The sequence below is a fragment of the Alcaligenes parafaecalis genome, assembly GCF_026344135.1.
In the GTDB taxonomy this organism is placed as follows: domain Bacteria; phylum Pseudomonadota; class Gammaproteobacteria; order Burkholderiales; family Burkholderiaceae_B; genus Alcaligenes; species Alcaligenes parafaecalis.
This window is the reverse complement of sequence record NZ_JAPKNA010000004.1, coordinates 199,093-221,917: the sequence shown is the minus strand read 5'-3', so window position 1 is coordinate 221,917 and position 22,825 is coordinate 199,093. Positions and strand designations below refer to the sequence as shown.

At 55.6% G+C, this 22,825-nt stretch carries 18 protein-coding genes and 1 tRNA gene; 13 read left to right on the top strand and 6 right to left on the bottom strand.

Going from position 1 to position 22,825, the window contains the following annotated elements; genetic code table 11:
* Positions 1-26 precede the first annotated feature (26 nt).
* Positions 27-656 carry a 5-formyltetrahydrofolate cyclo-ligase gene (locus tag OSH09_RS13915; RefSeq protein ID WP_266121305.1) on the bottom strand — a complete coding sequence of 210 codons (630 nt, stop codon included), beginning with the start codon at positions 654-656 and terminating at the stop codon, positions 27-29.
* 25 nt (positions 657-681) lie between these two features.
* Between OSH09_RS13915 and OSH09_RS13910 the strand changes: the two genes are divergently transcribed.
* Together OSH09_RS13910 and OSH09_RS13905 are read left to right on the top strand one after the other, a co-directional pair.
* A complete protein-coding gene (locus tag OSH09_RS13910; RefSeq protein ID WP_407653292.1) occupies positions 682-2,757 on the top strand; it encodes a lytic transglycosylase domain-containing protein in 2,076 nt (691 codons plus the stop codon).
* Positions 2,758-2,768: 11 nt separating this feature from the next.
* Entirely contained in the window at positions 2,769-3,911 is a 1,143-nt protein-coding gene (locus OSH09_RS13905; protein WP_266121303.1) for a tRNA CCA-pyrophosphorylase, read from the top strand.
* Between the two features lie 213 nt (positions 3,912-4,124).
* On the opposite strand, the gene OSH09_RS13900 is transcribed toward OSH09_RS13905, so the two are convergent.
* Together OSH09_RS13900 and OSH09_RS13895 are read right to left on the bottom strand one after the other, a co-directional pair.
* On the bottom strand, positions 4,125-5,339 hold the full coding sequence (locus OSH09_RS13900) for a class I SAM-dependent methyltransferase (protein ID WP_266121302.1): 1,215 nt from the start codon (positions 5,337-5,339) through the stop codon (positions 4,125-4,127).
* A gap of 4 nt (positions 5,340-5,343) precedes the next feature.
* A complete protein-coding gene (locus OSH09_RS13895; RefSeq protein WP_207873113.1) occupies positions 5,344-5,565 on the bottom strand; it encodes a hypothetical protein in 222 nt (73 codons plus the stop codon).
* Positions 5,566-5,684: 119 nt separating this feature from the next.
* On the opposite strand from OSH09_RS13895, the gene OSH09_RS13890 reads away from it, so the two are divergent.
* Positions 5,685-6,254: a class I SAM-dependent methyltransferase gene (locus OSH09_RS13890; protein WP_266121301.1), complete on the top strand. Its 570-nt coding sequence runs from the start codon at positions 5,685-5,687 to the stop codon at positions 6,252-6,254.
* 96 nt (positions 6,255-6,350) lie between these two features.
* On the opposite strand, the gene OSH09_RS13885 is transcribed toward OSH09_RS13890, so the two are convergent.
* Entirely contained in the window at positions 6,351-7,133 is a 783-nt protein-coding gene (locus OSH09_RS13885; RefSeq protein WP_222667846.1) for a sulfite exporter TauE/SafE family protein, read from the bottom strand.
* Positions 7,134-7,272: 139 nt separating this feature from the next.
* On the bottom strand, positions 7,273-10,107 hold the full coding sequence (gene ppc / locus OSH09_RS13880) for a phosphoenolpyruvate carboxylase (protein WP_266121300.1): 2,835 nt from the start codon (positions 10,105-10,107) through the stop codon (positions 7,273-7,275).
* A 163-nt stretch (positions 10,108-10,270) separates the two neighbouring features.
* Here ppc and ilvD point away from each other — a divergent pair, with 163 nt between their 5' ends.
* From ilvD to OSH09_RS13850, 6 genes are all read left to right on the top strand, one after another.
* Positions 10,271-12,130, top strand: coding sequence for a dihydroxy-acid dehydratase (ilvD, locus tag OSH09_RS13875; RefSeq protein ID WP_266121299.1), 1,860 nt, complete (start codon positions 10,271-10,273; stop codon positions 12,128-12,130).
* Between the two features lie 171 nt (positions 12,131-12,301).
* A complete protein-coding gene (locus tag OSH09_RS13870; RefSeq protein ID WP_207873118.1) occupies positions 12,302-12,787 on the top strand; it encodes a cupin domain-containing protein in 486 nt (161 codons plus the stop codon).
* A gap of 154 nt (positions 12,788-12,941) precedes the next feature.
* Entirely contained in the window at positions 12,942-13,964 is a 1,023-nt protein-coding gene (locus OSH09_RS13865) for a TRAP transporter substrate-binding protein (protein ID WP_207873119.1), read from the top strand.
* A 19-nt stretch (positions 13,965-13,983) separates the two neighbouring features.
* The gene (locus OSH09_RS13860; protein WP_266121298.1) at positions 13,984-14,496 is read left to right on the top strand and encodes a TRAP transporter small permease; all 513 of its coding nucleotides are present in this window, start codon (positions 13,984-13,986) and stop codon (positions 14,494-14,496) included.
* Positions 14,497-15,789, top strand: a complete 1,293-nt coding sequence (locus tag OSH09_RS13855) for a TRAP transporter large permease (protein ID WP_266121297.1) — start codon at positions 14,497-14,499, stop codon at positions 15,787-15,789.
* On the top strand, positions 15,786-17,234 hold the full coding sequence (locus OSH09_RS13850; protein ID WP_266121296.1) for an amidase: 1,449 nt from the start codon (positions 15,786-15,788) through the stop codon (positions 17,232-17,234). Before OSH09_RS13855 ends, OSH09_RS13850 begins: the two co-directional genes overlap by 4 nt.
* 85 nt (positions 17,235-17,319) lie before the next feature.
* Here the strand turns inward: OSH09_RS13850 and OSH09_RS13845 are convergent, their stop codons facing one another.
* Positions 17,320-17,973, bottom strand: coding sequence for a GntR family transcriptional regulator (locus tag OSH09_RS13845; RefSeq protein ID WP_266121295.1), 654 nt, complete (start codon positions 17,971-17,973; stop codon positions 17,320-17,322).
* 395 nt (positions 17,974-18,368) lie between these two features.
* Here OSH09_RS13845 and nadE point away from each other — a divergent pair, with 395 nt between their 5' ends.
* The 4 genes from nadE to OSH09_RS13825 all read left to right on the top strand — a co-directional run bounded on the left by nadE (position 18,369) and on the right by OSH09_RS13825 (position 22,755).
* Positions 18,369-19,196 (top strand): ammonia-dependent NAD(+) synthetase, encoded by an 828-nt coding sequence (gene nadE, locus OSH09_RS13840; RefSeq protein ID WP_266121294.1) that lies wholly within the window; start codon positions 18,369-18,371, stop codon positions 19,194-19,196.
* A gap of 612 nt (positions 19,197-19,808) precedes the next feature.
* The gene (locus OSH09_RS13835) at positions 19,809-20,873 is read left to right on the top strand and encodes an AI-2E family transporter (RefSeq protein WP_045930742.1); all 1,065 of its coding nucleotides are present in this window, start codon (positions 19,809-19,811) and stop codon (positions 20,871-20,873) included.
* Between the two features lie 308 nt (positions 20,874-21,181).
* Positions 21,182-21,266: transfer RNA gene (locus OSH09_RS13830), tRNA-Leu, on the top strand.
* 301 nt (positions 21,267-21,567) lie between these two features.
* On the top strand, positions 21,568-22,755 hold the full coding sequence (locus OSH09_RS13825) for a DUF4236 domain-containing protein (RefSeq protein ID WP_323178766.1): 1,188 nt from the start codon (positions 21,568-21,570) through the stop codon (positions 22,753-22,755).
* Positions 22,756-22,825 lie beyond the last annotated feature (70 nt).

Sequence of the window (22,825 nt, the reverse complement as noted above, 5' to 3'; positions counted from 1 at the left end):
TTAAACAGTTTGTGGTAGCGGGTTACTTATAGTTCCGGAGCGGGCACAGCCCAGCCTTTATCAGTCAAAATACTGTCTAGACGCTGGTCGTGCTCGGCAGGCTGGTAGGATTGGCCCGACAAGTCGCCCACCGCCCAGGCAATACCGATACTGGTAAAGGCGTGGTTTTGTTCTTTCAGTGCGGCCAGGGTTCGGTCGTAATAACCTTTGCCATATCCCAGGCGATCGCCCTGCCGGGTATAGCCCAAGGTCGGGACCAGAACGATGTCGGGTCGCATGGTTTTGGTAGAAGTGGGGATTTCAATCCCGTAACGTCCCTGTTCCATCTCTGTTTCAGGTGTCCACTCTACAAAGCTCAGCGGAGCATTGGTTTCGGTGACCACGGGCAAACAGACATTCAAACCTTCTTCTTCGACCCATTGAACCAATAAGGGGCGCAGATCAGGCTCTTGTGCCATTGGCCAGAAAGCGGCAATGGTAGTGGGTTCGGCACGACCTTGTTCACGCAGGCGGCTGCGGTTGGTGGCCAGCCAGGTAAACAAACGGCCCCGGATCAGCAAAGCGCCCCGGTTGGTATCAATGGCGGGCTGTCCTGCACGCAGGTCTTTTAGTCGCGTGCGCAGCGCGGCTGCGTTATGCTCTACGTTCTGAATCATGGGTGATTTTCTAAAGGCCGTCACTATGGGTATCAACCAGCTAAAGTACCAGAAATCCCCGGCTTGGGGCATGGCATCCGCGCTCCCTCGTCCGTCCTTGAGCGCCCTGGTGGTGTTTGCTCTGGGTTTGGTCGGCTGTGCGGGTTCGCAATCGCCACAAGCCCAGACTCATTCTTCGGAGGCTGCCCCCGCTCAACAAGCGATGGTGTTGCAGCCTGCCAAAGAAGCCGTACGCCGCTGGGATCGAGTCCCGGCCGTTCCTCCCGTTGCGCGCCAGGCTCTGGTCGACGCCCGCGATGCGGTGCAAGCAAAGCGCTGGACAGCGCTGGATGCCTTGGCCCCGGTAGCGGCGGATGACCCTGTGCTGGGTTCTTATGCTCAGTACTGGCGCTTGCGCCGCATCCTGCAAGATGCCGCGACGCCAGTGCCGGATGAACAAGTTCGTTTGTTTCTGGCCAGCAATCAGGATGAATACCTGGAAAATCGCCTGAAGTCGGACTGGATTGTGGCGGCAGCTCGCACGGGCAACTATGCCCTGGTGCGTGAACTGGCTCCTGTGCATGCCCCGACTTCAGCCGTGAAGTGTGCGGTTGCGTCGGCTCAGAACGTGGCCGGTCAATCTGTGGATGTAGCAGATTTGCTGGCCTCCTTTGCACCCAGCCAGGCCTGCTGGTCGGCGCTGGATCAACTGTATGCTCGTAAAGTTGTCAGCAAGAATCAGGTCCGTGATCTGATGCGTGATGCTCTGGAAAATAACCGCACAGCCCAGGCTCGCCGTCTGGCGGCGATTATTTTCACTGCGCCGCAGATGAAGGATTACACCGCCTTGATGGCCGCACCACAGAAGTGGCTGGATCGGAACGTCAATAACAGTTCGGTAAACCCGGAACTGGTTGCTTTGGCTCTGTCCCGTTTGGGTCGCGGTCAGCGTGATACTGCCGCGGCATATATTGATCGCACCTGGGCAGGCAAAATTCCTCAGGAAAACCTGAATTGGGTGTGGGGTCAGTTTGGTCTGATCAGTGCCCTGCGAGTAGAGAGCGATGCCGCGACGTGGTATCGCCGCTCCGGTCGTACCGCCATGACTGATTACAACAATGCCTGGCAAGTACGCGCTGAATTGCGTCAGCCCAGCATCGAGTGGAAGCATGTTTCTGCTGCCATCGACAAGATGAATGATGCGCAGAAGGCCGAGCCGGTGTGGGTGTACTGGTCGGCTCGTGCGCATGATGCCTTGGGCCATAAAGATCAGGCCCGTGCCAAGTTCCAATCCATTGTGGGCGATCTCAACTTTTACGGGCAGTTGGCAACCGAAGAGTTGGGAATGACTCCTTCCTTGCCCCCTCAGCCACAGCCTTTGACGCCTTTGGACATGCAGGATGCCCGTACCAATGCAGGCCTGTTGCGGGCGGTGGAACTGTTCAAGCTGGGCTGGCGTCCTGAAGCTGTGCCAGAGTGGAACTTTGCGCTGCGCGGCATGAACGACAGACAGCTACGTGCTGCGGCAGAGTTCGCGCGCGAGCAGCATATTTACGACCGGGTGGTGAATACCTCCTTGTTGACCAAGAACGAGATCGACTTCAGCCAGCGCTTTATCGCTCCTTTTGAAGGCCGTGTGACTGAGCAGGCCAAGTCCATCAATCTGGACCCGGCCTGGGTCTATGGCCTGATTCGTCAGGAATCGCGCTTCATTACTGATGCACGTTCCGGCGTCGGGGCATCAGGTTTGATGCAGTTGATGCCTGCAACGGCCAAATGGGTGGCCAACAAGATCGATATGCACGATTTCTCGCCTGCGCGGGTTAACGAGTTCGAGGTCAACACCGTACTGGGCACCAATTACCTGAATATCGTTTTAGGTCAGTTGGGCGGCTCTCAGGTTCTGGCGTCGGCCGGTTATAACGCAGGCCCTGGCCGTCCGATTCAGTGGCGCTCGCGTTTGAACGGTTCGGTGGAAGGGGCGATTTTTGCCGAGACCATTCCGTTTACCGAGACGCGCCTGTACGTGAAAAACGTCCTGTCTAACGCCACGTACTACGCCATGATGTTTAGCGGTCAACCTCAATCGCTGAAAGGGCGTTTGGGTACGATTGCGCCTTGATGACTCAGCCCATGCTTGATGAACGGCAGCAAACCGCATTGGCGGCCCTGATGGGGCCGCCAGATCCTGTACTGGAAGGCTTGCAGGTCTATGTGGTGGGCGGTGCGGTACGTGATGCCTTGTTGGGCATGCCTGCGGGCGATAAAGATTGGGTCGTTGTCGGTGCCCGCCCCGAGGATCTGGCCGCCCGAGGCTTTGTCCCTGTGGGCGGTGACTTCCCGGTTTTTCTGAATCCCCATAGCAAAGAAGAATTTGCGCTGGCCCGAACCGAGCGCAAGTCGGGCCGTGGCTATAAGGGTTTCACCTTTTACACCGGCACAGACGTTAGCCTGGCCGACGATTTACGCCGTCGTGATCTGACCATCAATGCCATGGCTGTCGATGCCGCAGGCAATCTGCACGATCCTTTGAATGGCCTGGCTGATTTGCAGGCCCGCCTGTTCCGTCATGTAGGCTCTGCATTCAGTGAAGATCCGGTGCGTTTATTGCGTCTGGCACGCTTTGCTGCGCGCTTTACCGACTTCACCGTGGCAGACGACACCTGGGCCTTGGCGCGTGATCTGGTGGAGCAAGGTGAGGTCGATGAGCTGGTGCCGGAGCGTATCTATCTGGAAATTGCTAAAGGTTTGTCGTCCAGGCAGCCCGCTCGCATGTTCGAGGTTCTGCGGGAAGTGGGGGCGCTGGAGCGCGTCATGCCCGGTTTGCTTTATAGCGACAGCATAGGCAAGCAGGTTCAGATCGCCAAAGACAGGTGTTTGGAGATGGCAAGTTGCTTTGCCGTCCTGTGTCATGGTTCAGACGCTCCCGGACAGGTTGCCGAGCAGATTCGAGCACCGTCTGAATGGCGTGATCAGGCCCGTTTGTTGCCGCTGCTCTTGGCCAGTCCCGCCTTACTGCAACCACGCAGCGATGTGGAATCAGCGTTGCAAGTCATGGAGTCGCTGGATGCCCTGCGCAAGCCCGAACGCTTTATTCAATTGATCAGTGCAGCCGCTTGTTTGGAGGCTGTCCCGGAGCTGGAATGGGATTTTCTGCGCAAGGTGATGGCCAGTGTGGATGCCGGGGCGGTTGCCGCACAGTACAAGGCTGAGCCAGGCAAAATTCGTGAAGCGGTGCGAGCTGCCCGGCTGGCGGCTTTGGAGCAACTTGTGTAGTTGGGAACAGCCTGAAGAGCAAATTCAGAAAAACAAGCGGCCTATAGGCCGCTTGTTTTTTCCCTGCTGTGTCCGTCTCGGGTGCGATGTTTCGAGGGATTTCTTTTGTCACGGTTGCTGTACGTAAAAACGGCAAGGTATATGCCTTGCCGTTTACTCATCTCTGCTTATGAGCTTGGAGGAAGATGCACTTGAAGAGTATCCAAGGCAGCGTTACAGACGCTCGCGTCTATCTCCGTTCATTGTGCCCAGCATGGGGGCTGAAATATCGCGGCCAATCATCAGCACTTTGAACAGTTCCCCCATTTCCGCTTCAGACAGCAGCTTGTTCGCTGCGCTCATGGTCTGGGCCCATTGTTGCTGTACGGCTGGCGATGGATCTTCCGGTGGCGAGGCCAGGAAGTTGGTAACGCCACAGTTCATCAAGAAGCGTGCCTGGCTGGTGTAGCCCAGCACATCCAGCCCGGCTTCCAGTGCGGCATCGGCCATTGCGGTGAAGTCCACATGGGCCGTAATGTCCTGCAAACCCGCCAGCACCAGCGGCTCGGCATGAGCAAAGTGGCGGAAGTGGCACATCAGGGTGCCTTTATCGCGCTGTGGGTGGTAGTACTCGCGCTGCGGAAAACCGTAGTCGATCAGAATGGCTGCGCCATGCTTTAACCAGGTCCCCATGCTGCGCACCCACGCCTCGGCTTGCAGGTTGATTTCTGACAAGTAAAAAGGCTGAGCTTCCACACGCTCGGCCACCAAAGAAGCCAGATGCTCGGGAGCGGGGCGCGTGGCCAGATAAAAGGGCGCAGGCAGGCCCTGAGCCGTGCTGTCGTCCGCAGCGATGACACCTACCTCCAACACCTTGCCTTCCACATCAAAGGTGAACAGGCTGGCTGGCATGGCGTCCAGAACCTCATTGGCAATGACGCAGCCCTTAAAAGCGTGGGGAGTGCTGTCCAGCCATTGCACCTGGGCTTGCAAAGGCGCCAGGCGCTCTTGCTGGCGTGCGCGCAAATCCGGGGACACTTCCAGAATGGAGTACTGCGGCTCTATCCCTTGTTTACGCAGTTCGCTAATCAGCGCTTCGGCCAGAGCCCCGCTACCTGCGCCAAACTCCAGAATGGATAGGGATTGGCTGCCTTCCAGTACTTCCATGACCTGACGGCTCAAGGTCTGTGCAAACAGAGGGGAGAGCTCTGGTGCGGTCGTAAAGTCGCCGGTAGGCTGGTTGCTACCGAATTTGGTGCTGCCGCCGGTGTAGTAGCCCAGATGCGGTGCGTACAGCGCGTGGTGCATCCATTGGTCAAAGGGCAAAAAGCCGCCCTCATTTTCGATGCGGTCCAGGAGATAGCTATTAACCTGCGCGACGTGTTTTTTCAGCTCGTCTGACAGGGGCGGTAAACCGTGTGGCAGGGCGGGGGCGGACAATACGTTCATGGCGTCAGTTGGGCTTGTCGTTAGGTGTCTCGGAAGAAGCCGGGGCGGCGCTCTTGGCGCTGGCTTTTTTGGCCTCAGTCACTTGGTGCAGGGTGCGGATCATGCCCACCAACATCCCGATCAGGATGGAGGCACTGGCAGCCAGGATGAAATTGCCGAAGATAACCCACAAAGGCAGGCACAGAACGGCCATGAGCAAGATGGGTTTTTGCAGCAGAACTTTCATACACCCTCAAAAAAATAGCGTGGAACCGGGGCCAATTGTAGCCCAGGCCAGTGCCGTGCTTGAGCTTGGCTGCTGCTGCGTTACCATGAGCGTTTTGTCTGCTTAGCAAAGGGGTAGGGATGAACGACAGGGGACAGGCCAGCGCCTGGTTACAGGCATGGGCCCATTTGATTCCTAATCCGGGAACGGTCCTGGATGTGGCCTGTGGTCGCGGACGCAATGCCCGCTGGTTGGCCGAACGCGGCAATACCGTGATCGGTGTAGACCGGGATGCGGAAGCAGTGGCGGCCAGTGCTGCTTATGGCGAGATTATCCAGGCTGATATTGAAAACGGTCCCTGGCCATTTGCCGGGCGTAAATTCAATGCGCTGGTGGTGACCAAGTATCTGTGGCGCCCCTTGATGCCCACCTTGCTGGAAAGCCTTGAGCCGGGCGGAGTCCTGGTTTATGAAACCTTCGGTGTGGGCAATGAGCAATACAACACGCCGCGCAACCCGGACTTTCTGTTGCAGCCGGGCGAACTGCTGCATTGGTGTGCGGATCTGGACATCGTGGCCTATGAGCATGGTTTCCGGGCCGACCCGGATCATATTGTTCAGCGTATTGTTGCTGTGCGCCCGCGTGAGGGTGGCTCTTTCAGCGACTACCGTTTGAACCCGCAGGGCGGTGGTGGCAGTATCTGCGAATAAATCAGGCCGTGTTCAGCCCTGAGCCAAGTGCTGTGCTTGGCTCAAGACCACATCTCCAGTGCAGATGGAGCGGGATTCTGTTTATCGAATCCCGATTTAAAACAGATAAGTGCGGGCCAGCATGGACAGGGCGACCACCGCAGTCAAAATGCTGAAACCCTGTTGCAAGCGTACAGAAGGAATATGGGGGGCGAGTTGTCGGCCTATCACCATTCCACCCATAGCCGACGCTACAAATACCCAACCGCTGATCGGAATGACGGCACCATGAGCCAAACTCATGGCTGATGCGCTTAAGGAAATCAGCGCTATCAGCATGAGCGATGTCGCCACAATGCTGTGCATGGACAGGTCACTGAAACGCTTCAAGGCGGGCACGATCAGAAAACCGCCGCCCACGCCCAACATCCCGGAAAACAAACCGGCTACCGCGCCGATAGCGGCCAGCGTGACGGTGCCCACTGGTGTCCAGCGCAGGCGTCCCGTCTCGGGGTTCAGGCAGCAAGGGGTGTGCGTATGTGGGACTGTTGCGGGGCGACGCAGCATCTTGGTCGCAATCCACAACATGATGGCGACAAACAAGGTCACCAGGACTTTTTCTGGTAAAGCATGGCTGATGCGTACACCCAACGACGTTACCAGAGCGCCGGTCACGGCCATGAACATGGCGGCGCGATACCGCACGATATGCTTGTACAAACCATCCAAAGCGCCGACCAGGGCCGCGGCTCCTACGGCCAGCAAGGCCACGGGTGTGGCGGCTGTCATGCTGTAGCCCATGCCCAGAACCAGGGCTGGAACGGCCAGAATACCGCCGCCTGCGCCGGTCAAACCTAGCGAGAGGCCAGTCAGAATTCCCAGGATGATTGCGAGCACCATAAGCCAGAGAGCGTGATCCCGTTTGGGACCACGCTTTTTTCAAGAAACGTAGTAATGGCTTATTGTACGCTCTTAACTTCTTTTGGAAATTAGCTTATTTATAAAAGTAATTAATATCGCTAAGTTCCCGGTTTTCTCCTTAGCCCGAGTTACGCAGGCCAGCGGCAATACCGTTAATCGTCAGGTGAATGACGTGCTGCTTGTTGACGCCACTGCGTGTCGGTTTGTTGGCTTTCTCGCCCAGACGGCGATGGCGGCGCAGCAGCTCGACCTGCAAGTGATTCAGCGGATCGATATAGGCAAAGCGTTCAACCAGTGCATCCTGCAAGGCCTGATCGTGTGCCAGCAGTTCGTGTCCGGTGATCTCGCGGAACAGTTGGTGCGTCAGCTCGAACTCGTCGCGGATCTGGGTGAAGATGCTCTCACGCAATGCCTCGTCCTCGACCAGACCGGCGTATTTCAGGCCGATATCCAGGTCAGTCTTGGCCAACACCTGCTCCATATTGGAGAGCAGCGTGCGGAAGAAGGCCCAATCGCGTGCCATGGTCTGCAACTGCGCCAGACGCTTGGCACGATTCAGGCCGTCTTTGGGTAGGCCGGATTCCAGATAGCGATTCAGTGCGGTGCCCATGCCGTACCAGCCTGGAATAGGCAGACGACATTGCGCCCAGGAGAAACTCCAGGGGATGGCGCGCAGGTCTTCAATGCTCTGTGTAGCTTTGCGTGACGATGGGCGCGAGCCAATATTCAGCCCTGCGATTTCCTTGATCGGTGTGGACTGGAAGAAGTACTGATCAAAGTTCGGTGTGCCATAGACCAGTTGGCGATAGCTTTGATGTGCCTGCTCGGACATCCAGGCCATCGCTTCGCCATAGGCAGCCAGATGCTCGTCGTCATTGGACGAACCCTTGCGCGAACCCAGGCTGGCTTCAAGCGTGGCGGCGACAAACAGCTCCAGATGCCAGCGACCCACGTCCGCGTCTTTGTAGCGGCCTTGAATCATCTCGCCTTGCTCGGTCAGACGAATCTGGCCGTTCACGGTGCCGGGAGGTTGAGCCAGAATAGCGTCAAAGCTGGAACCACCGCCTCGGCCTACCGAACCGCCACGACCGTGGAACAGACGCAGGCGCACTTTGCGGCGCGAAAACACTTGCGCAAATTCACGCTCGGCACGGTACAGCGTCCAGTTGGAGGTCAGGTAGCCACCGTCCTTATTACTGTCCGAATAGCCCAGCATCACTTCCTGCACGCTGTCCTGAGCGTGACGCACACGCTGGCGGATTTCAGGCATATCCAGCCATTCCTGCATGATTTGCGGGCCACGCTCCAAGTCAGGAATAGTCTCGAACAAGGGTACGACCATCAGACCTTGGTGCTCCGGCTCGTTGGAGTTGGGTACGATCAGGCCGGTTTCCTGTTGCAGCACCAGCACTTCCAGCAAGTCGCTGAGCGTTTCGGTGTGCGACACAATGGTTTGTTCCAATGCGCGCGCTCCAAAGCGGCGGCGGCATTCGGCAGCTTTGCGCAGAATGGACAACTCTTTCTCGGTCTCTTCCGAGTAGCGATACCAGGGCGAAACCAGAGGGCGATGGTGGCGCAGCTCCGAGCGCAGCAAGGTGATGCGGTCTTCTTCGGACAACTGGCGGTAATTGACGGGCTCGTCCTTGTACAGAGTGCCTGCCACGCGGAACAGTTCGTCCAGCACGCGCTCGTGTACGTCCGAGCTTTGACGCAGGTCCAATGTGGCCAGATGGAAGCCAAAAACCTCTACGGCCTGAATCAATTCATTCAAGCGCAGACCCGCAATGGCACCGCCTTTGTTTTCAGCCAGGGAGTCCGCAATGATTTGCAGATCAGCCTTGAACTCTTGCGGGTTGGTATAGGCTGGGGCGGCGTAGGTGGGACGATCAGCCAGGTCACGACCCAGCAAGTTTTGTGCCGTGGCCGCCATACGGGCGTACAGATGAATAAAGCTGCGGCGATAAGGTTCGTCTACGCGGTGTGGCGACGGGTCCTGGCTGCTGGCCGACAAGGCCGCCAGGTCTTTGCTGACGCGGTTCAGCGCGTCGGACACGGAGATTTCTGTACCCAGCAGGCGAATCTGTTCCAGATAGTGTTGCAGCGCGCGTGTAGCTTGGCGTAGCACCGCTTGTTCAACGGTTTCAGGGCCAACATTCGGGTTGCCGTCGCGATCACCACCAATCCAGCTACCCATGCGCAAAAAGGCGGGCAGGGAGCGTGTTTTTTGATCCAGCAGGCTTTTCTTGCCGGGTTCCAGCAAACGGTCCAGGTCGTGGTAGAGCTGCGGAATCGTGGGCAGGAACGTGGAGCCGTAATACGCCAGCGCGTTGTCGATCTCGTCCATGACGGTCAGCTTGTGATCGCGCAGCATGCGGGTTTGCCACAGCAGGGACACCAGACCTGTCAGTTTTTCCTGGGTGCGGGCCGATTGCGTGGCGCTGGCCTTGTGATCCAAACCGTTCAGCTCATCGGCAATAGCCATATGCACGGCCAGCGTACTTTGGCGCTGCACCTCGGTCGGGTGAGCCGTCAGCACCGGCATCACACAAGCTTCTTGCAGATAACGACGAATTTTTTTGGCGCTCAGGCCTTGATCCATCAAGGTCTGAATAGCGTGTTGCAGGCTGCCCAGCAGTTGCTCGGGGTCTTGCTCCTCGCGGCGACGGTTCTGGTCGCGATCCTCGGCAATATTGGACAAGTGCAGAAAATAGGCAAAGGCACGGGCCACGGAACGGGCCTGCGCATCGTTCAGCTTGGGAATGTCTTTTTCCAGAATCCGTGCTTGCTGCGGATCGTGTTCACGTCTGAAACTGACAGCGGCCCGGCGCAGGGCTTCAATCAGCGTGAAGGTCGCCTTTCCTTCGCTATCACGAATCACCTCTCCCAGGGCTTTGCCCAGAAAGCGGATGTCCTGTCTAAGCAGGTTGGAAAGGTCAGGCACGGCCTGCGGCATAATAGATCTCCTGTTAAATAAGGGGTTTTGCTGCAAAGGATTCTGGGTGCCAGATCGGTAGCCGCCCTACTGTAAGACGCCTGCCCGACCATGAAGCGCACAAAGCGCCTTGGGACGTTTATGATAGGTATCTTTACATAATTTTCCTGTTCAGAGAGTAGTCATGCCCCAATATCGCTCCCGTACCTCGACCCACGGTCGTAATATGGCCGGCGCGCGTGCCCTGTGGCGCGCCACCGGTATGAAAGACGAGGATTTCTCCAAACCGATCATTGCGGTGGTGAACTCCTTTACGCAATTCGTACCCGGTCACGTACACCTAAAAGACATGGGCCAACTGGTTGCCCGTCAAATTGAAGCGGTCGGCGGTGTGGCAAAAGAGTTCAACACCATTGCGGTGGATGACGGTATTGCGATGGGCCACGGCGGCATGCTGTATTCCCTGCCTTCGCGCGAATTGATCGCCGACTCGGTGGAATACATGGTCAATGCCCACTGTGCCGACGCCATGGTGTGTATCTCCAACTGCGACAAAATTACCCCCGGTATGTTGATGGCCGCCATGCGCCTGAACATTCCTGTTGTTTTTGTGTCGGGCGGACCAATGGAAGCGGGCAAGGTCTACTCGCCAGACGGCAAGACCGTGGTGCAAAAGCTGGATCTGGTGGATGCCATGATTCAAGCCGCTGACCCTAACGTGACTGATGAACAGGCTGAAGCGGTTGAGCGTAGTGCTTGCCCTACCTGTGGCTCCTGTTCGGGTATGTTTACCGCCAACTCCATGAACTGCCTGACCGAGGCTCTGGGCCTGTCCCTGCCCGGTAACGGCACCATTGTTGCTACGCATGCTCGCCGCCAAGGCTTGTTCGAGCGCGCTGGCAGCCTGATCGTGGATCTGGCCAAACGCTACTACGAGCAAGACGACGAATCCGTCCTGCCACGTAACATCGCCACCTACCAGGCCTTTGAAAACGCCATGACGCTGGATGTGGCCATGGGCGGTTCCACCAACACCGTGCTCCACTTGCTGGCTGCTGCCCAAGAGGCCGGAGTGGAATTCACGATGGCTGATATCGACAAGATTTCGCGTCGCGTACCTTGCCTGTGTAAAGTGGCCCCTGCTACACCCGAATTCCACATGGAAGACGTGCACCGTGCCGGTGGCATCATGGCAATTCTGGCCGAACTGGGCCGCGCAGATTTGCTGAACCTGGATGTGGGTAACGTACACAGCGGCACCTTGCGTGAAGCCATCAAGCGTTGGGACATCAAGGGCGATAACGTCAAAGCCATTAGCGACTTCTATCGCGCTGCCCCCGGCGGTATCCCTACTCAAGTGGCGTTCAGCCAAGACCGTTACTACCAGGATCTGGATAGCGACCGCGCCAAAGGCTGTATCCGCGACAAGGCGAATGCTTACTCGCAAGACGGTGGCTTGGCTGTGCTGTACGGCAACTTGGCAATTAACGGTTGTATCGTTAAAACAGCCGGTGTGGACGAAAGCATTCTGACCTTCACCGGCACCGCTCGTGTCTACGAAAGCCAGGACGATTCCGTCGCCGCCATTCTGGACGGCGTGGTCAAGGCGGGCGATGTGGTCATCATTCGCTACGAAGGCCCCAAAGGCGGCCCTGGTATGCAAGAAATGCTGTACCCCACCTCTTACCTGAAATCCATGGGTCTGGGCAAAAGCTCGGCCTTGTTTACCGATGGCCGCTTCTCCGGTGGCTCGTCCGGTCTGGTGATTGGTCACGCTTCGCCTGAAGCGGCCGAGGGTGGCAACATCGCTCTGGTGCAAGATGGCGATACCATCGAGATCGACATCCCTAACCGTCGTATTCACTTGGCCATCAGCGATGAAGAAATGGCTGCACGCCGCGCCGAAATGGAATCGCGTGGTGCCAAGGCCTGGAAGCCAGTGAACCGAGAACGTGTCGTGTCGCAAGCACTGAAGGCTTATGCCGCTTTGGCGACGTCGGCTGACCGTGGTGCAGTGCGTGATGTGTCGCAACTGGATCGCTAAGCACTAGTCCAGTTCATCAAAACCCCATCTGCCTTTGGCAGGTGGGGTTTTTTTATGCCTGGAAGAAACGTACCGGGTAAATACGAATATTCCGGCCTCATCGTCCTGATAGAATCCATTTCATGCAAAACGGGATCCCATTTTGTTAATTTGGTTTTTAAGGAGGAAGTGATGAGTGAAATAGATCCAATTACCTTGGCTCCGATTCTTAATCCTGGAGGGGTAGGCGGCCCCTTGACTGCGGCTCACCGGGAAATGACTGTCAAGCACCGGGACGATCTGGATTGGGACAATCTGCGCTACGAAGGGCAATTCACCAAGATGATGTTCCATCCCACCCAGGAAGATCCCACCATCCCCAACGCCGGGGTTGTGAAGTATCTGAAAGGTTCTGGCCATCCTTTGCACAGCCATTACTTCGCCCAGATCTGGTACATCCTGGCGGGCAAGTTCGAGATCAATGGTGTGGTGTACGGCGAAGGCACTATGGTGTTTCACCCCGATCCGCACTTTGAGCATGCGCTGACGACCCTGGAAGATGGCGAGATTCTGTATGTGCAATACATGGGGCCGACGACCCGCCAACCCGCTATTTATGAAGGCCGCTTCAATATGAAAACCCGCCGTTCCCTAGAGGAAGAATCCAGAGCGGTGTAAGCGGTGCAACTTGCATAGCGAGTCACAGGAAAGCTGCTCATGCCGGAATGCATGGGCAGCATTAAAAAGCAGAAAAAAGCCCGATCAGGGCCAGCTTGGACAAATTATTAAAACTGAGCAGAAGTTCACTACCACAGGATGCAGGGGGACAATCATGAAACGAATGACACGACTGGGAATCGCTGTTCTGGCGATGCTGGGCGCATTGAGTGGATGCGGTAAAAGCGCTTCCAACGACACGGCTAACAATGAGAGCAAAGGCTCGCGAACGCTACAGCTTGCCCATGTATCAGTTGAGCAGGGCGAAGACATGTACCACTACTTGGCCACGAATTTTGCCAAACGAGTAGAAGAGCAAACCCAAGGTGCCATCAAGGTGCAAGTACTGGGCGGTGCCCAACTGGGTGGCGAGCGTGATGTGGCCGAAGGCATGCAGTTAGGCACGGTGGACATGAGTTTGCTGGCCAGTTTTACCTTAGGCTCCTTTGAGAAAAAGGCGATGGTGTTTGACTTGCCTTATCTCTTCAAGGATTACCAGACTGCGTTCACAACCCTGGATTCCAGCTTTACGGATCCGATCGAGGCCGACCTGGAAAAGTCTGGCCTGAAAATTCTGGGCTGGGGCCATGGTGGTTTTCGGAATCTGTACAACTCCAAGCACGCTATCCGCAGTTTGGCGGATTTGAACGGGATGAAAGTGCGTACGCCGGAAAGTCCTATTTATGTGGATACCTGGCAGGCATTGGGTGTCAATGTCACTCCTATGGCATATCCGGAGTTGTTTACCGGCCTGCAGCAAAAGACGATTGATGGTGCAGAAAATCCGACGGCTCTTTTTCATACCAGTCGTTTTTATGAGGCGGCCCCCTATTTGTCCAGAACAGAGCATGTCTATAACGCAATGCCCATTGTGATTTCTGGACGAGTCTGGGATACCTTGTCTGCCGATGAAAAAACGATTTTTCAACAGGCTGCCACTGAAGCAGTGCGAGAGCAGCGCCAGTTCCTGGTCCAGAGCGAAGCGCAAGTCGAGAAAAAACTGCTGGATGCGGGGGTCTCTATAAACACGGACGTGGATAGGGCGCAGTTTCGCAAAGCTGTGGCTCCAATCTATGAGAAATACAAGACGGTGATTGATCCCGATCTGGTTGCTCGTGCGATGGCACTTTCTCAGTAATCCTCGTCGGATATCTATCATGAAACATTCTTTGCTCGATTGGGCCGATAGAGTCAGTACCCGCCTGGATACGCTATGCAGAATTTTTGGGGCGGTATTTTTGGGGCTGATTGTGCTGGCTGCATCGGTACAGGTAGCCGGGCGCTATTTTATGGGTTACTCCCCGCCGTGGATTGAGGAAATTACGCGGCACAGCTTTATCTGGATGATCATGCTGGGCACGGCTGTGCTGGTTAAAAGCAATGGTCATGCGGTGATCGACTTGCTGGTCATGCGCCTGAAGGGCAAAGCCCGTCGGGTGCATAACGGCATCGTGCAGATCGCCATTTTGACTTGCGCGCTGGTCTTGCTGGTGCAGGGATTGCAACTGATTGCCATCGTTTATCAACAGCTTAGCCCTGCGTTGCGCATTTCCATGGCCTATGTGTACGCAGCGCTGCCGGTGGGAGGCGTGCTTATTGCCGTGCAGTGTGTGAATGCCTTGCTGGATGGGTATCGAGACCAGCCAGCTCCTGCTTCGGAGGGCGTGTAAATGCAAGAAGCACTCCTGCTCTTTAGCTTGATGTTCACACTGTTTATCGCAGGTATTCCTATCGCTTTTTCATTGCTGCTGTGCAGTGCGTTGTTCTTGCTGTTTACCGGCATGCGGCCACTGATTGTTGTACCGCAGCGGGTGATGGCAGGGCTGGATTCCTTCCCCTTGCTGGCGGTGCCGCTGTTTATCCTGATGGGAAACCTGATGGAAAAGGCGGGCTTGTCCAAGCGCTTGATTGATCTGATCGACATGCTGGTTGGGCGCGTCCATGGCGCACTGGGCTACGTGACGGTGATTGCGTGTGCCATGTTTGGTGCCTTGACCGGCTCGGCTCCGGCGACGGTGGCGGCCATTGGCGCCATCATGATGCCTGCGATGATCGCGCAGAAATACCCGGCTTCTTTGGCGACAGGGATTACGGCGTCCTCTGGTGCCTTGGGCAATATCATTCCGCCCAGCATCGCCTTGATTCTGTATGGCGCAACCGTCAACGTTTCTATCCCCAAGCTGTTTGTGGCCAATATCCTGCCCGGTTTGTTGATGGCTCTGGCCTTCATGCTGACTCATGCGCTCTTGACCAGAAAGCTGAAGGTGCCGAAAACCCCCGCGCGTTCTTATACCGCGCAAGAAATGGTGATGGTTACCTTGAAGGCGATTCCATCCTTATTGATGCCCGTGGTGATCCTGGGCGGAATTTATGGTGGTGTGTTCACACCTACGGAAGCCGCTGCTGTGGGTGTGGTGTTCAGTTTGGTGCTGGGTGTGTGTTATCGGCAATTCACCGTCAGCACCTTGTGGCAAGCCATGAAAAGCTCGGTAGAAACCTCTTCCATGGTGGGTATTATCCTGGGCGCAGCCGGTATCTTCGGCTGGATCTTGGCCTCGGCGCGTATCCCCATGTTGATGGTGACTGAACTGACGCCTCTGCTGGATACGCAGTTTTTGTACCTGGCTTTGTTGGTGGTGTTTTTGCTGCTGGTCGGTTGCGTGATGGATGCGGCGGCCAGCATCGTGATCCTGGCCCCGATTCTGGTTCCCATCGGAATTGCATTGGGTGTGGATCCTATCCATTTGGGCGTGGTGTTTTGCGTCAATCTGGTTGTGGGCTTCTTCACGCCTCCCTTTGGTCTGAATCTGTTTACCACTGTCTCCGTCTCTGGCCAGCCTTACGAGGTCGTGATGCGAGGTGTCATGCCCTTTGTGATAGCCGCCATCATTGTTCTGTTTATCTTGGCTTATGTGCCTGATATCTCTCTGGTGCTGGTTCGTCTGATGGAGGCCGCAGCATGATGTTGAACTGCCAATCTGATGGACAAATGAGCAAGCCAGACAGCGGGGTGGATATGACGTCTCCAACGCCTATGGATCTGATCTACGCCAGTGCTGATGAACTGCGCCGCTTATATCAAAGCAAAATGGTGTCTCCCGTGGATGTGGCGCGGGCAACGCTGGATGCGGTAGATCGCTGGAACCCCATTGTTAATGCCTACTGTTATCTGAACCGTGCTTTGACCCTGCAAGAAGCAGCCGAATCAGAAGCACGCTGGATGGCTGGTGCTGAACGTGGCCCTTTGGACGGCATTCCGTACGGAGTTAAAGACTTGCTTCTGGTGCGTGGCTTGCCGACTGGCTATGGCTCAAGTGCAGCACGGATTACGGATGCCGCCCAGGACGATGCTCCTGCCGTTGCACGGATGCGTGAGGCCGGGGCTGTGCTGGTGGGTAAAACGACGACCTCGGAGTTTGGATGGAAGGGAACCGCCGACAGCCCCTTAACAGGAGTCACACGCAATATCTGGGACTTCAGTTTGACTAGCGGGGGCAGCAGCGGCGGTGCGGCTACGGCACTGGCTGCAGGCATGGGGACGCTGCAAATTGGCACAGACGGCGGTGGATCCACCCGGATTCCCGCCAGCTTTTGCGGCGTCACAGGTATGAAAGCCACCTTCGGCGGCGTGCCTGCCTGGCCTGCCGGCCCGATGCTGACCTTATCCAATGTAGGTCCCATGGCCCGATCCGTGGCAGACCTGAAAGGCTTGCTGAGCGTCATGATGCAAGCAGACCCACGCGACTGGAACTCGGTGCCTTTGCCGCGTCAGGTGCGGGCTCCCGTTCATACATTGCAGGGCCTGCGTATCGGTCTGCATCTGGATGAGCAGTGCAGCCCCGAGGTCCGAGGAATCATCCAGGCAGCGGCTGATAAGCTACAAGAGCAGGGGGCGCATATCGTGCCTACCGAGCTCCCCCTGGCCGGTGCAAAAGAGCTGATTACAGCGCATTGGGAAGCAGGCACGGCCTGGCTAGTGAATCAGGTATCTGTCCAACAGCGCCCCTTGGTGGATGAGGGCCTGCGCCGGGTTGCCAGCAAGGGTCAGCACAACAGCTTGTCGGACTATTACCAAGCCTTGATCGGCCGACAAAAGCTGGGGGAGGCCATGCTCCGGCATTTTGCGCAGTTTGATCTGATCCTGACGCCTACCGTTCCGATACTGCCTTTTGAGGCGGGTCGGGAAGCTCCGGCTGATGCCGCTTCGCAGAATTGGCTGGATTGGAATCCTTACACCTATCCCTTTAATTTGACGCGGCAGCCTGCGATTTCCCTGCCTGCCGGAATCAGCGCGTCTGGCTTGCCAGTCGGGCTGCAACTGGTTGCGGGCTTGTATCAGGATGAGTGGTTGGTGGATGTGGCCCAACTGGTAGAGGATTGCTTGCACGTGAGCAGGCCGCGGTTTTAACAATCGGGTAATTGGCGTGGGGGATAGCCAATTACCTTGATTGTGCAGTGCCACCTCTCCTTGCGGGTGGCACTTTTTTTTTGTTTTAACGCTCCGGTAACCAGTCCAGTACCAGATTCATGGTCTTGGAAACGTGTTCTGTCATGGCCTCGCGGGCGGCTGTGCCATTGCGATCAGCTAGTGCGGAAATGATGGCCTCGTGCTCCAGGATATTCTCTTCCATCAAACGCGGCGGCATTTTCGAGGCAAAGCTCAAAGCGCTGGAGACGCTATCGTTCTGAAGTTCCTGAATCAGCTCGTGCAGGCGCTCATTGTGGCTGGTTGCTGTAATCAGGTCATGGAAAGAGCGATTGTGCTGCAACCATTCTGACCCTTCTTCACCGCGCACACGCGATCGTAGCGTGCGGGCATAGTCGGTCTGATGCTGCATCAACACTTCCAGGTCCGTATCTTTGATCCAGTCCACCGCTAATTGCGCCGCTAGTCCCTCTAACTCGGCCCGGATCTGGAAAGCTTCACGGATTGATTTGGCAGAGGGGATGGTGACAATCGTGCGTCCGGTTTTGGTGAGCGAGGTTACACGGCGCGCCTCTAAAAAGCGCAAGGCTTCCCGAACAGGCGTGCGGCTAGTCTGAAATTCCTCCGCGAGTTCGTATTGACTCAGCGAGTCGCCGGGCCGGTAGTGGCCGGATTGAATACGTCTAAGAATTTCATCTGCGATTTCGGTTGAGGATCTCATGGAGTATGTCTGATAAGCCGGACGCCAGCAGGAGCTTGAACAGTGCATGATTGCATGCAGAGCACCGGATGACGTGGGCTGGTTTTATGATGCCCGAGCAGTAGATAAAGGACTTGTCTCAGTCAGGGCGAATTTGTTTTTCTTGACTGAAGATTATATACAGAATCCATTTTTAATAAATAAGGATCCCAATTTAAAAGGGATGCTCGATGCTAGAGAAGTGGGGCAGTAAGACAATGGAATAGCGAAGGAATACAAGGCAAGGCTATCGGGCTGTGCCTTCCATGCAGGGCGGTGAGTTTTCAAAACATGATCGCTCTCCAGCAATGGATGGCACAGTTTCCTCAGTCCTTTACAATCGAACTATTGTTCACTTTGTGTAGAGAGCCTGCGCCATGACTGATGATCAACGCGCTTTGCAAGCCAGTATCCGTGCGGAATTGGGGATCACGGATCATTTCGATGTTCAGCAAGAAATCGAACGCCGCGTCCGCTTTCTAAGTGACTATCTGCTACGCACCGGCTGCCGTAGCCTGGTCTTGGGGATTAGCGGGGGCGTGGACTCCCTGGCAGCAGGGTGTCTGTCTCAGCGAGCCGTAGAGCAGGCACGTGAGCAAGGTCATCAAGCGCAATTCATCGCTGTGCGTTTGCCTTACGGTGAGCAGGCTGACGAGAAAGATGCCCAAGGTGGCCTGAAGGTCATCAATCCCGACCAGACCTTGGTCGTGAACGTGAAGCCCGCATCGGATGCGATGCTGGAACAACTGCTGGCCTCCGGCTTGAAATTTCGCGACGCCGCACAACAGGATTTTTTGATGGGCAATATCAAAGCTCGTCAGCGCATGGTGGCGCAGTACGCGATTGCCGGTGCAAACGGTGGCTTGGTGGTGGGTACAGACCACGCTGCCGAAGCCTTGATGGGTTTCTTCACTAAGTTCGGTGACGGTGCTGCTGACCTTACCCCCTTGGCTGGCCTGAACAAACGACGTGTGCGCGCCTTGGCGACTGCGATGGGTGCATCTGAAGCTCTGGTCTTCAAAGTCCCTACCGCTGACCTGGAAAGCCTGAGCCCTCTGAAACCAGATGAAGATGCCTTTGGTGTCAGCTACGACCAGATTGATGATTTTCTGGAAGGCAAAGCCATTGCTGATGAGGCCACGCAGATCATCATCAAGACGTTTCAGGCTTCGGCGCATAAACGTGCATTGCCGGTGGCACCCTGAGCATGATTGCTCTTGGGGGCCATAAAGAGAGCCAGAGCCGTCACGGCCTTTTCTAAAAAGCCCCAAAATATAGAGAAACGCCCTGAGGCATCTAGCCTAAGGGCGTTTTTTATTGCCTACAGATACAGCAGCCGGGAATCCTGCAAGAGCAGACTGAAAGCACCAGCACCAGCACCAGCACCAGCACCAGCACCAACACCAACACCAACACCAACATCTAATGCCTGTTACCGATCCCAAGGGACCGCAGCTCACAAGACCCGAATATCTGTTGCAGATTTCAAGCTTTAGTGTGCGGCGTTTAAGCTGCTTCACAGCAGCAGCAGGAGTAGACTTGGCAGGGCGCGGTGTGAGGTGCAGTTCATTGAGCGTTAGATCCGAGTCAGTCCCATCGAGCCGACCCAGTCCTGATGCTACTACCCAGCCCGCCATGATGAGTCTTGACCCTATGCAGATCGCAGGTGCCGCTCAGAGCCTGCTTCCACCTTAAAAAGTGTTATCAGCTTGTTGTAAGAAACGGGTATTCCTTGGGCTGTGATCATGCTATCGTCAAAAAAACTTTCGGGCACCGACCCATGCCCAGACCAATAGACAAGAGGGTCTCCACCGTTTATGCAACCCGTCTTACCCGCATTTCTCATCGCTCGCTGGCTATTGCTGCTATTGCTGGCCGCAGGCGTCTACTTTTTGAAGGGATTTCTGGTCCCTGTTCTGGCCGCGCTGATCATAGGCTTGGCTGGTTGGCCCTTATATAAACGGCTGGTCGTACGCTGCAATGGCCGCACCGCACTGGCGGCCACATTGGCATTGCTGGTCGTCATCGTGGTCCTGGTCGTGCCTTTGTCCCTGGCCTTGTCCTTTGCGATTCAGGAAGCCAGCAGCTTCATCACCTGGGCACTGGCCGCCAACCGCTACGGCACACCCACTCCGGAATGGATCAAAGCCATGCCCTTGATGGGCGAGCGCTTGACCGAGTACTGGCAGGTCTACTTGGGCGAACCCCACGCACTGGGCGAACTGGTCGAGATGGTCAGCGGCCAGCACCTGGGCAATATTTACCGCATGGTCCTGTCCGCCACAGGCAACGTGTTCCACCTGCTGCTGACCGTGCTGTTCATGCTGATCACGCTGTTCTTCATCTTCAAAGACGGCGACAGACTGCTGGTGCAATTGGATATTGTTGGTGAACGCGTCCTGCCAGGCCGCTGGCAGCGTTTCTCTCGTGTTGTGCCTGCTACCGTTAACTCCACTGTCACCGGCATGGGCCTGATTGCTTTGGGCGAGGGCGTAGTCCTGGGGATTGCCTATTGGATTGCAGGGGTGCCTTCACCCGTGCTGCTGGGTGTGATTACTGGCTTCATGGCGCTGATCCCTGGCGGTGCGCCTTTGTCCTTTACCTTGGTGTCTCTCTACCTGGTGGGTTCCGGCCATTTGGTTGCCGGTGTCAGCCTGTTCTTGTGGGGGGCTATCGAACTATTCATCGTTGATAAAACACTCCGGCCACGTTTGGTCGGTGGCCCGGTGAAACTGCCATTCCTGCCGACCTTCTTTGGGCTGGTTGGCGGTGTGCAAACAATGGGCATCGTGGGCTTGTTCATCGGTCCGGTCTTGATGGCTTTGTTGGTCGCGATCTGGAGAGAGTGGATTCGTAACGGGCAGGCTGTGGCAGGGGACTAAACCCCGGACGCAGAGCAGAGAATTGAGCAGGCCAGGGTGGTGTTCCTGGCCTGCTTTTATTTGGAATCCAAGTTTGGGTATGGCTAAGAGTGATGCAGGTTTCTGCCTGCCGAGAACCACCCGTTATTGCTTAAGCAGTTGTGACAAAGCAGGCGGAAAATGGGGTTTCAGATAGTTTTTAGGCAGGAATTTTTTCAGACACAGGCTAAATTTAAAAAAATTGCTGTAGCACTTGCCAAAACCCCCGGTAATCTGCGTATAATAACAATCTTTCCTTCCAAGCCTGGATTCCCAGGTTGCCATACCTAGCCCGGGTGGTGAAATTGGTAGACGCAGGGGACTCAAAATCCCCCGCCGCAAGGCGTGCCGGTTCGATTCCGGCCCCGGGCACCATCTAAAATCTTCTTTTAGTTTAAACAGTTAGAAGATATCGTAGCTTCAATCCCCGCTCAGGGAACCAACTCAGCATTTAGATAGATACAGAATCGGTACAGCAACCCTTACCTTTGTCTGTGATTGTCTCCGTCTCGTGCCTTTCTCTCTGCCTACACTGATTCAATGACTATGCCAGGTAGTTAGCCGCCTCTACCTTTGAGTTAGCGGCAGCACAGTGTTATATATCCCCATCAGGTTTCCCTACATTCCAATGCATCTTTGTTGGAAACTCATAAGTTTCTAAAACTATTAAAAAAGCGTGGAGGGAGTTGTGGCTGTACGTTTTCGGCGATCAATTAAGTTGGCTCCAGGCATACGCATGAACTTGAGTGGCTCGGGCACAAGCTGGACCTTGGGGCCGCGAGGCTCAACGGTGAATGTCGGTAAGCGTGGGGCTCATCTGAATACCAGTTTTTTGGGATTTTCTGCCCGGCATACCCTATATAAAGCAGCTCCTGCCCCCAAGCCACGTCAGTCTGCTCAACAAACACAGACTTTTTCTTTGGTGTGCGGGGTCACAGATCAAGGAATGTTGAGCTTCCATGATCAGGACGGAAAGCCTGTTTCCGAGTCGGTTGTTGAGCTCGCCAAGAAGCAGAATCGACAAGCTATTCAAAGCTTAATCCAGCGTAAATGCGACGAAATAAATAGTGAATGTGAAGCGGTGGCTAATATTCATTTAGACACTCCTGCTCCTCATATAGCACCTAGGTATGTGCCGGATCGTTTTCTTCGTTCTGAGCCAGTGTTTCCTGCTTTGCTGCGTCCAAAATGGTGGGAAAAGTTATTTCCCAAACGTTTGGAAAAATTGAACCTGCTTAATCAGCAGATAGCCGGGGAGCATCAGCGTTTGTTGGCGGCCTGGAAGAGCGATCAGTCTCAGCATGCCTATGAGCAAGAGCAGCGGCGTAAGCTGCTTGAAGAGGATATCTATCAAGATACGGCAGCGATGGAGCAATGGCTGGAGGCTAATCTCCAAGACATTGCTTGGCCTCGGGAGACGCCAATATCGTTGGACATTGCTGAGCAGGGAACGCATGTTCACTTGGACATTGATTTACCGGAGATTGAGGACATGCCGTCGAAGATTGCGGCGGTTCCGGCAAGGGGCTTGAAGCTGTCTGTGAAGGATCTGCCAGCAGTGCAGGTTCGCAAGCGCTACATGGCTCATGTTCATGGAGTAGGCTTCCGGATTATTGGCGAAACTTTTGCAGCTCTTCCTGTCGTTCAGCGCATCACCCTATCGGGGTTTTCTCAACGTTATGATCCGGCCACTGGGCAGTTGCGTGATGATTATTTGTACTCAGTGAACGTGAGTCGGGAGGCATGGGCAGGGATAAATTTTGACATGCTACCCATGATTGATGTGGTTGAGGCGCTGGCTCAGTTTGATCTTCGGCGCAATATGAGCAAGACGGGTGTTTTTAAACCTATCGAACCCTTTTGACTGGTTAGTGGATCTAGATCTGCCGAGCGCAAGAGGGCGCAGTAAAGCTAGCGTTCTAAAACGGAGCTTG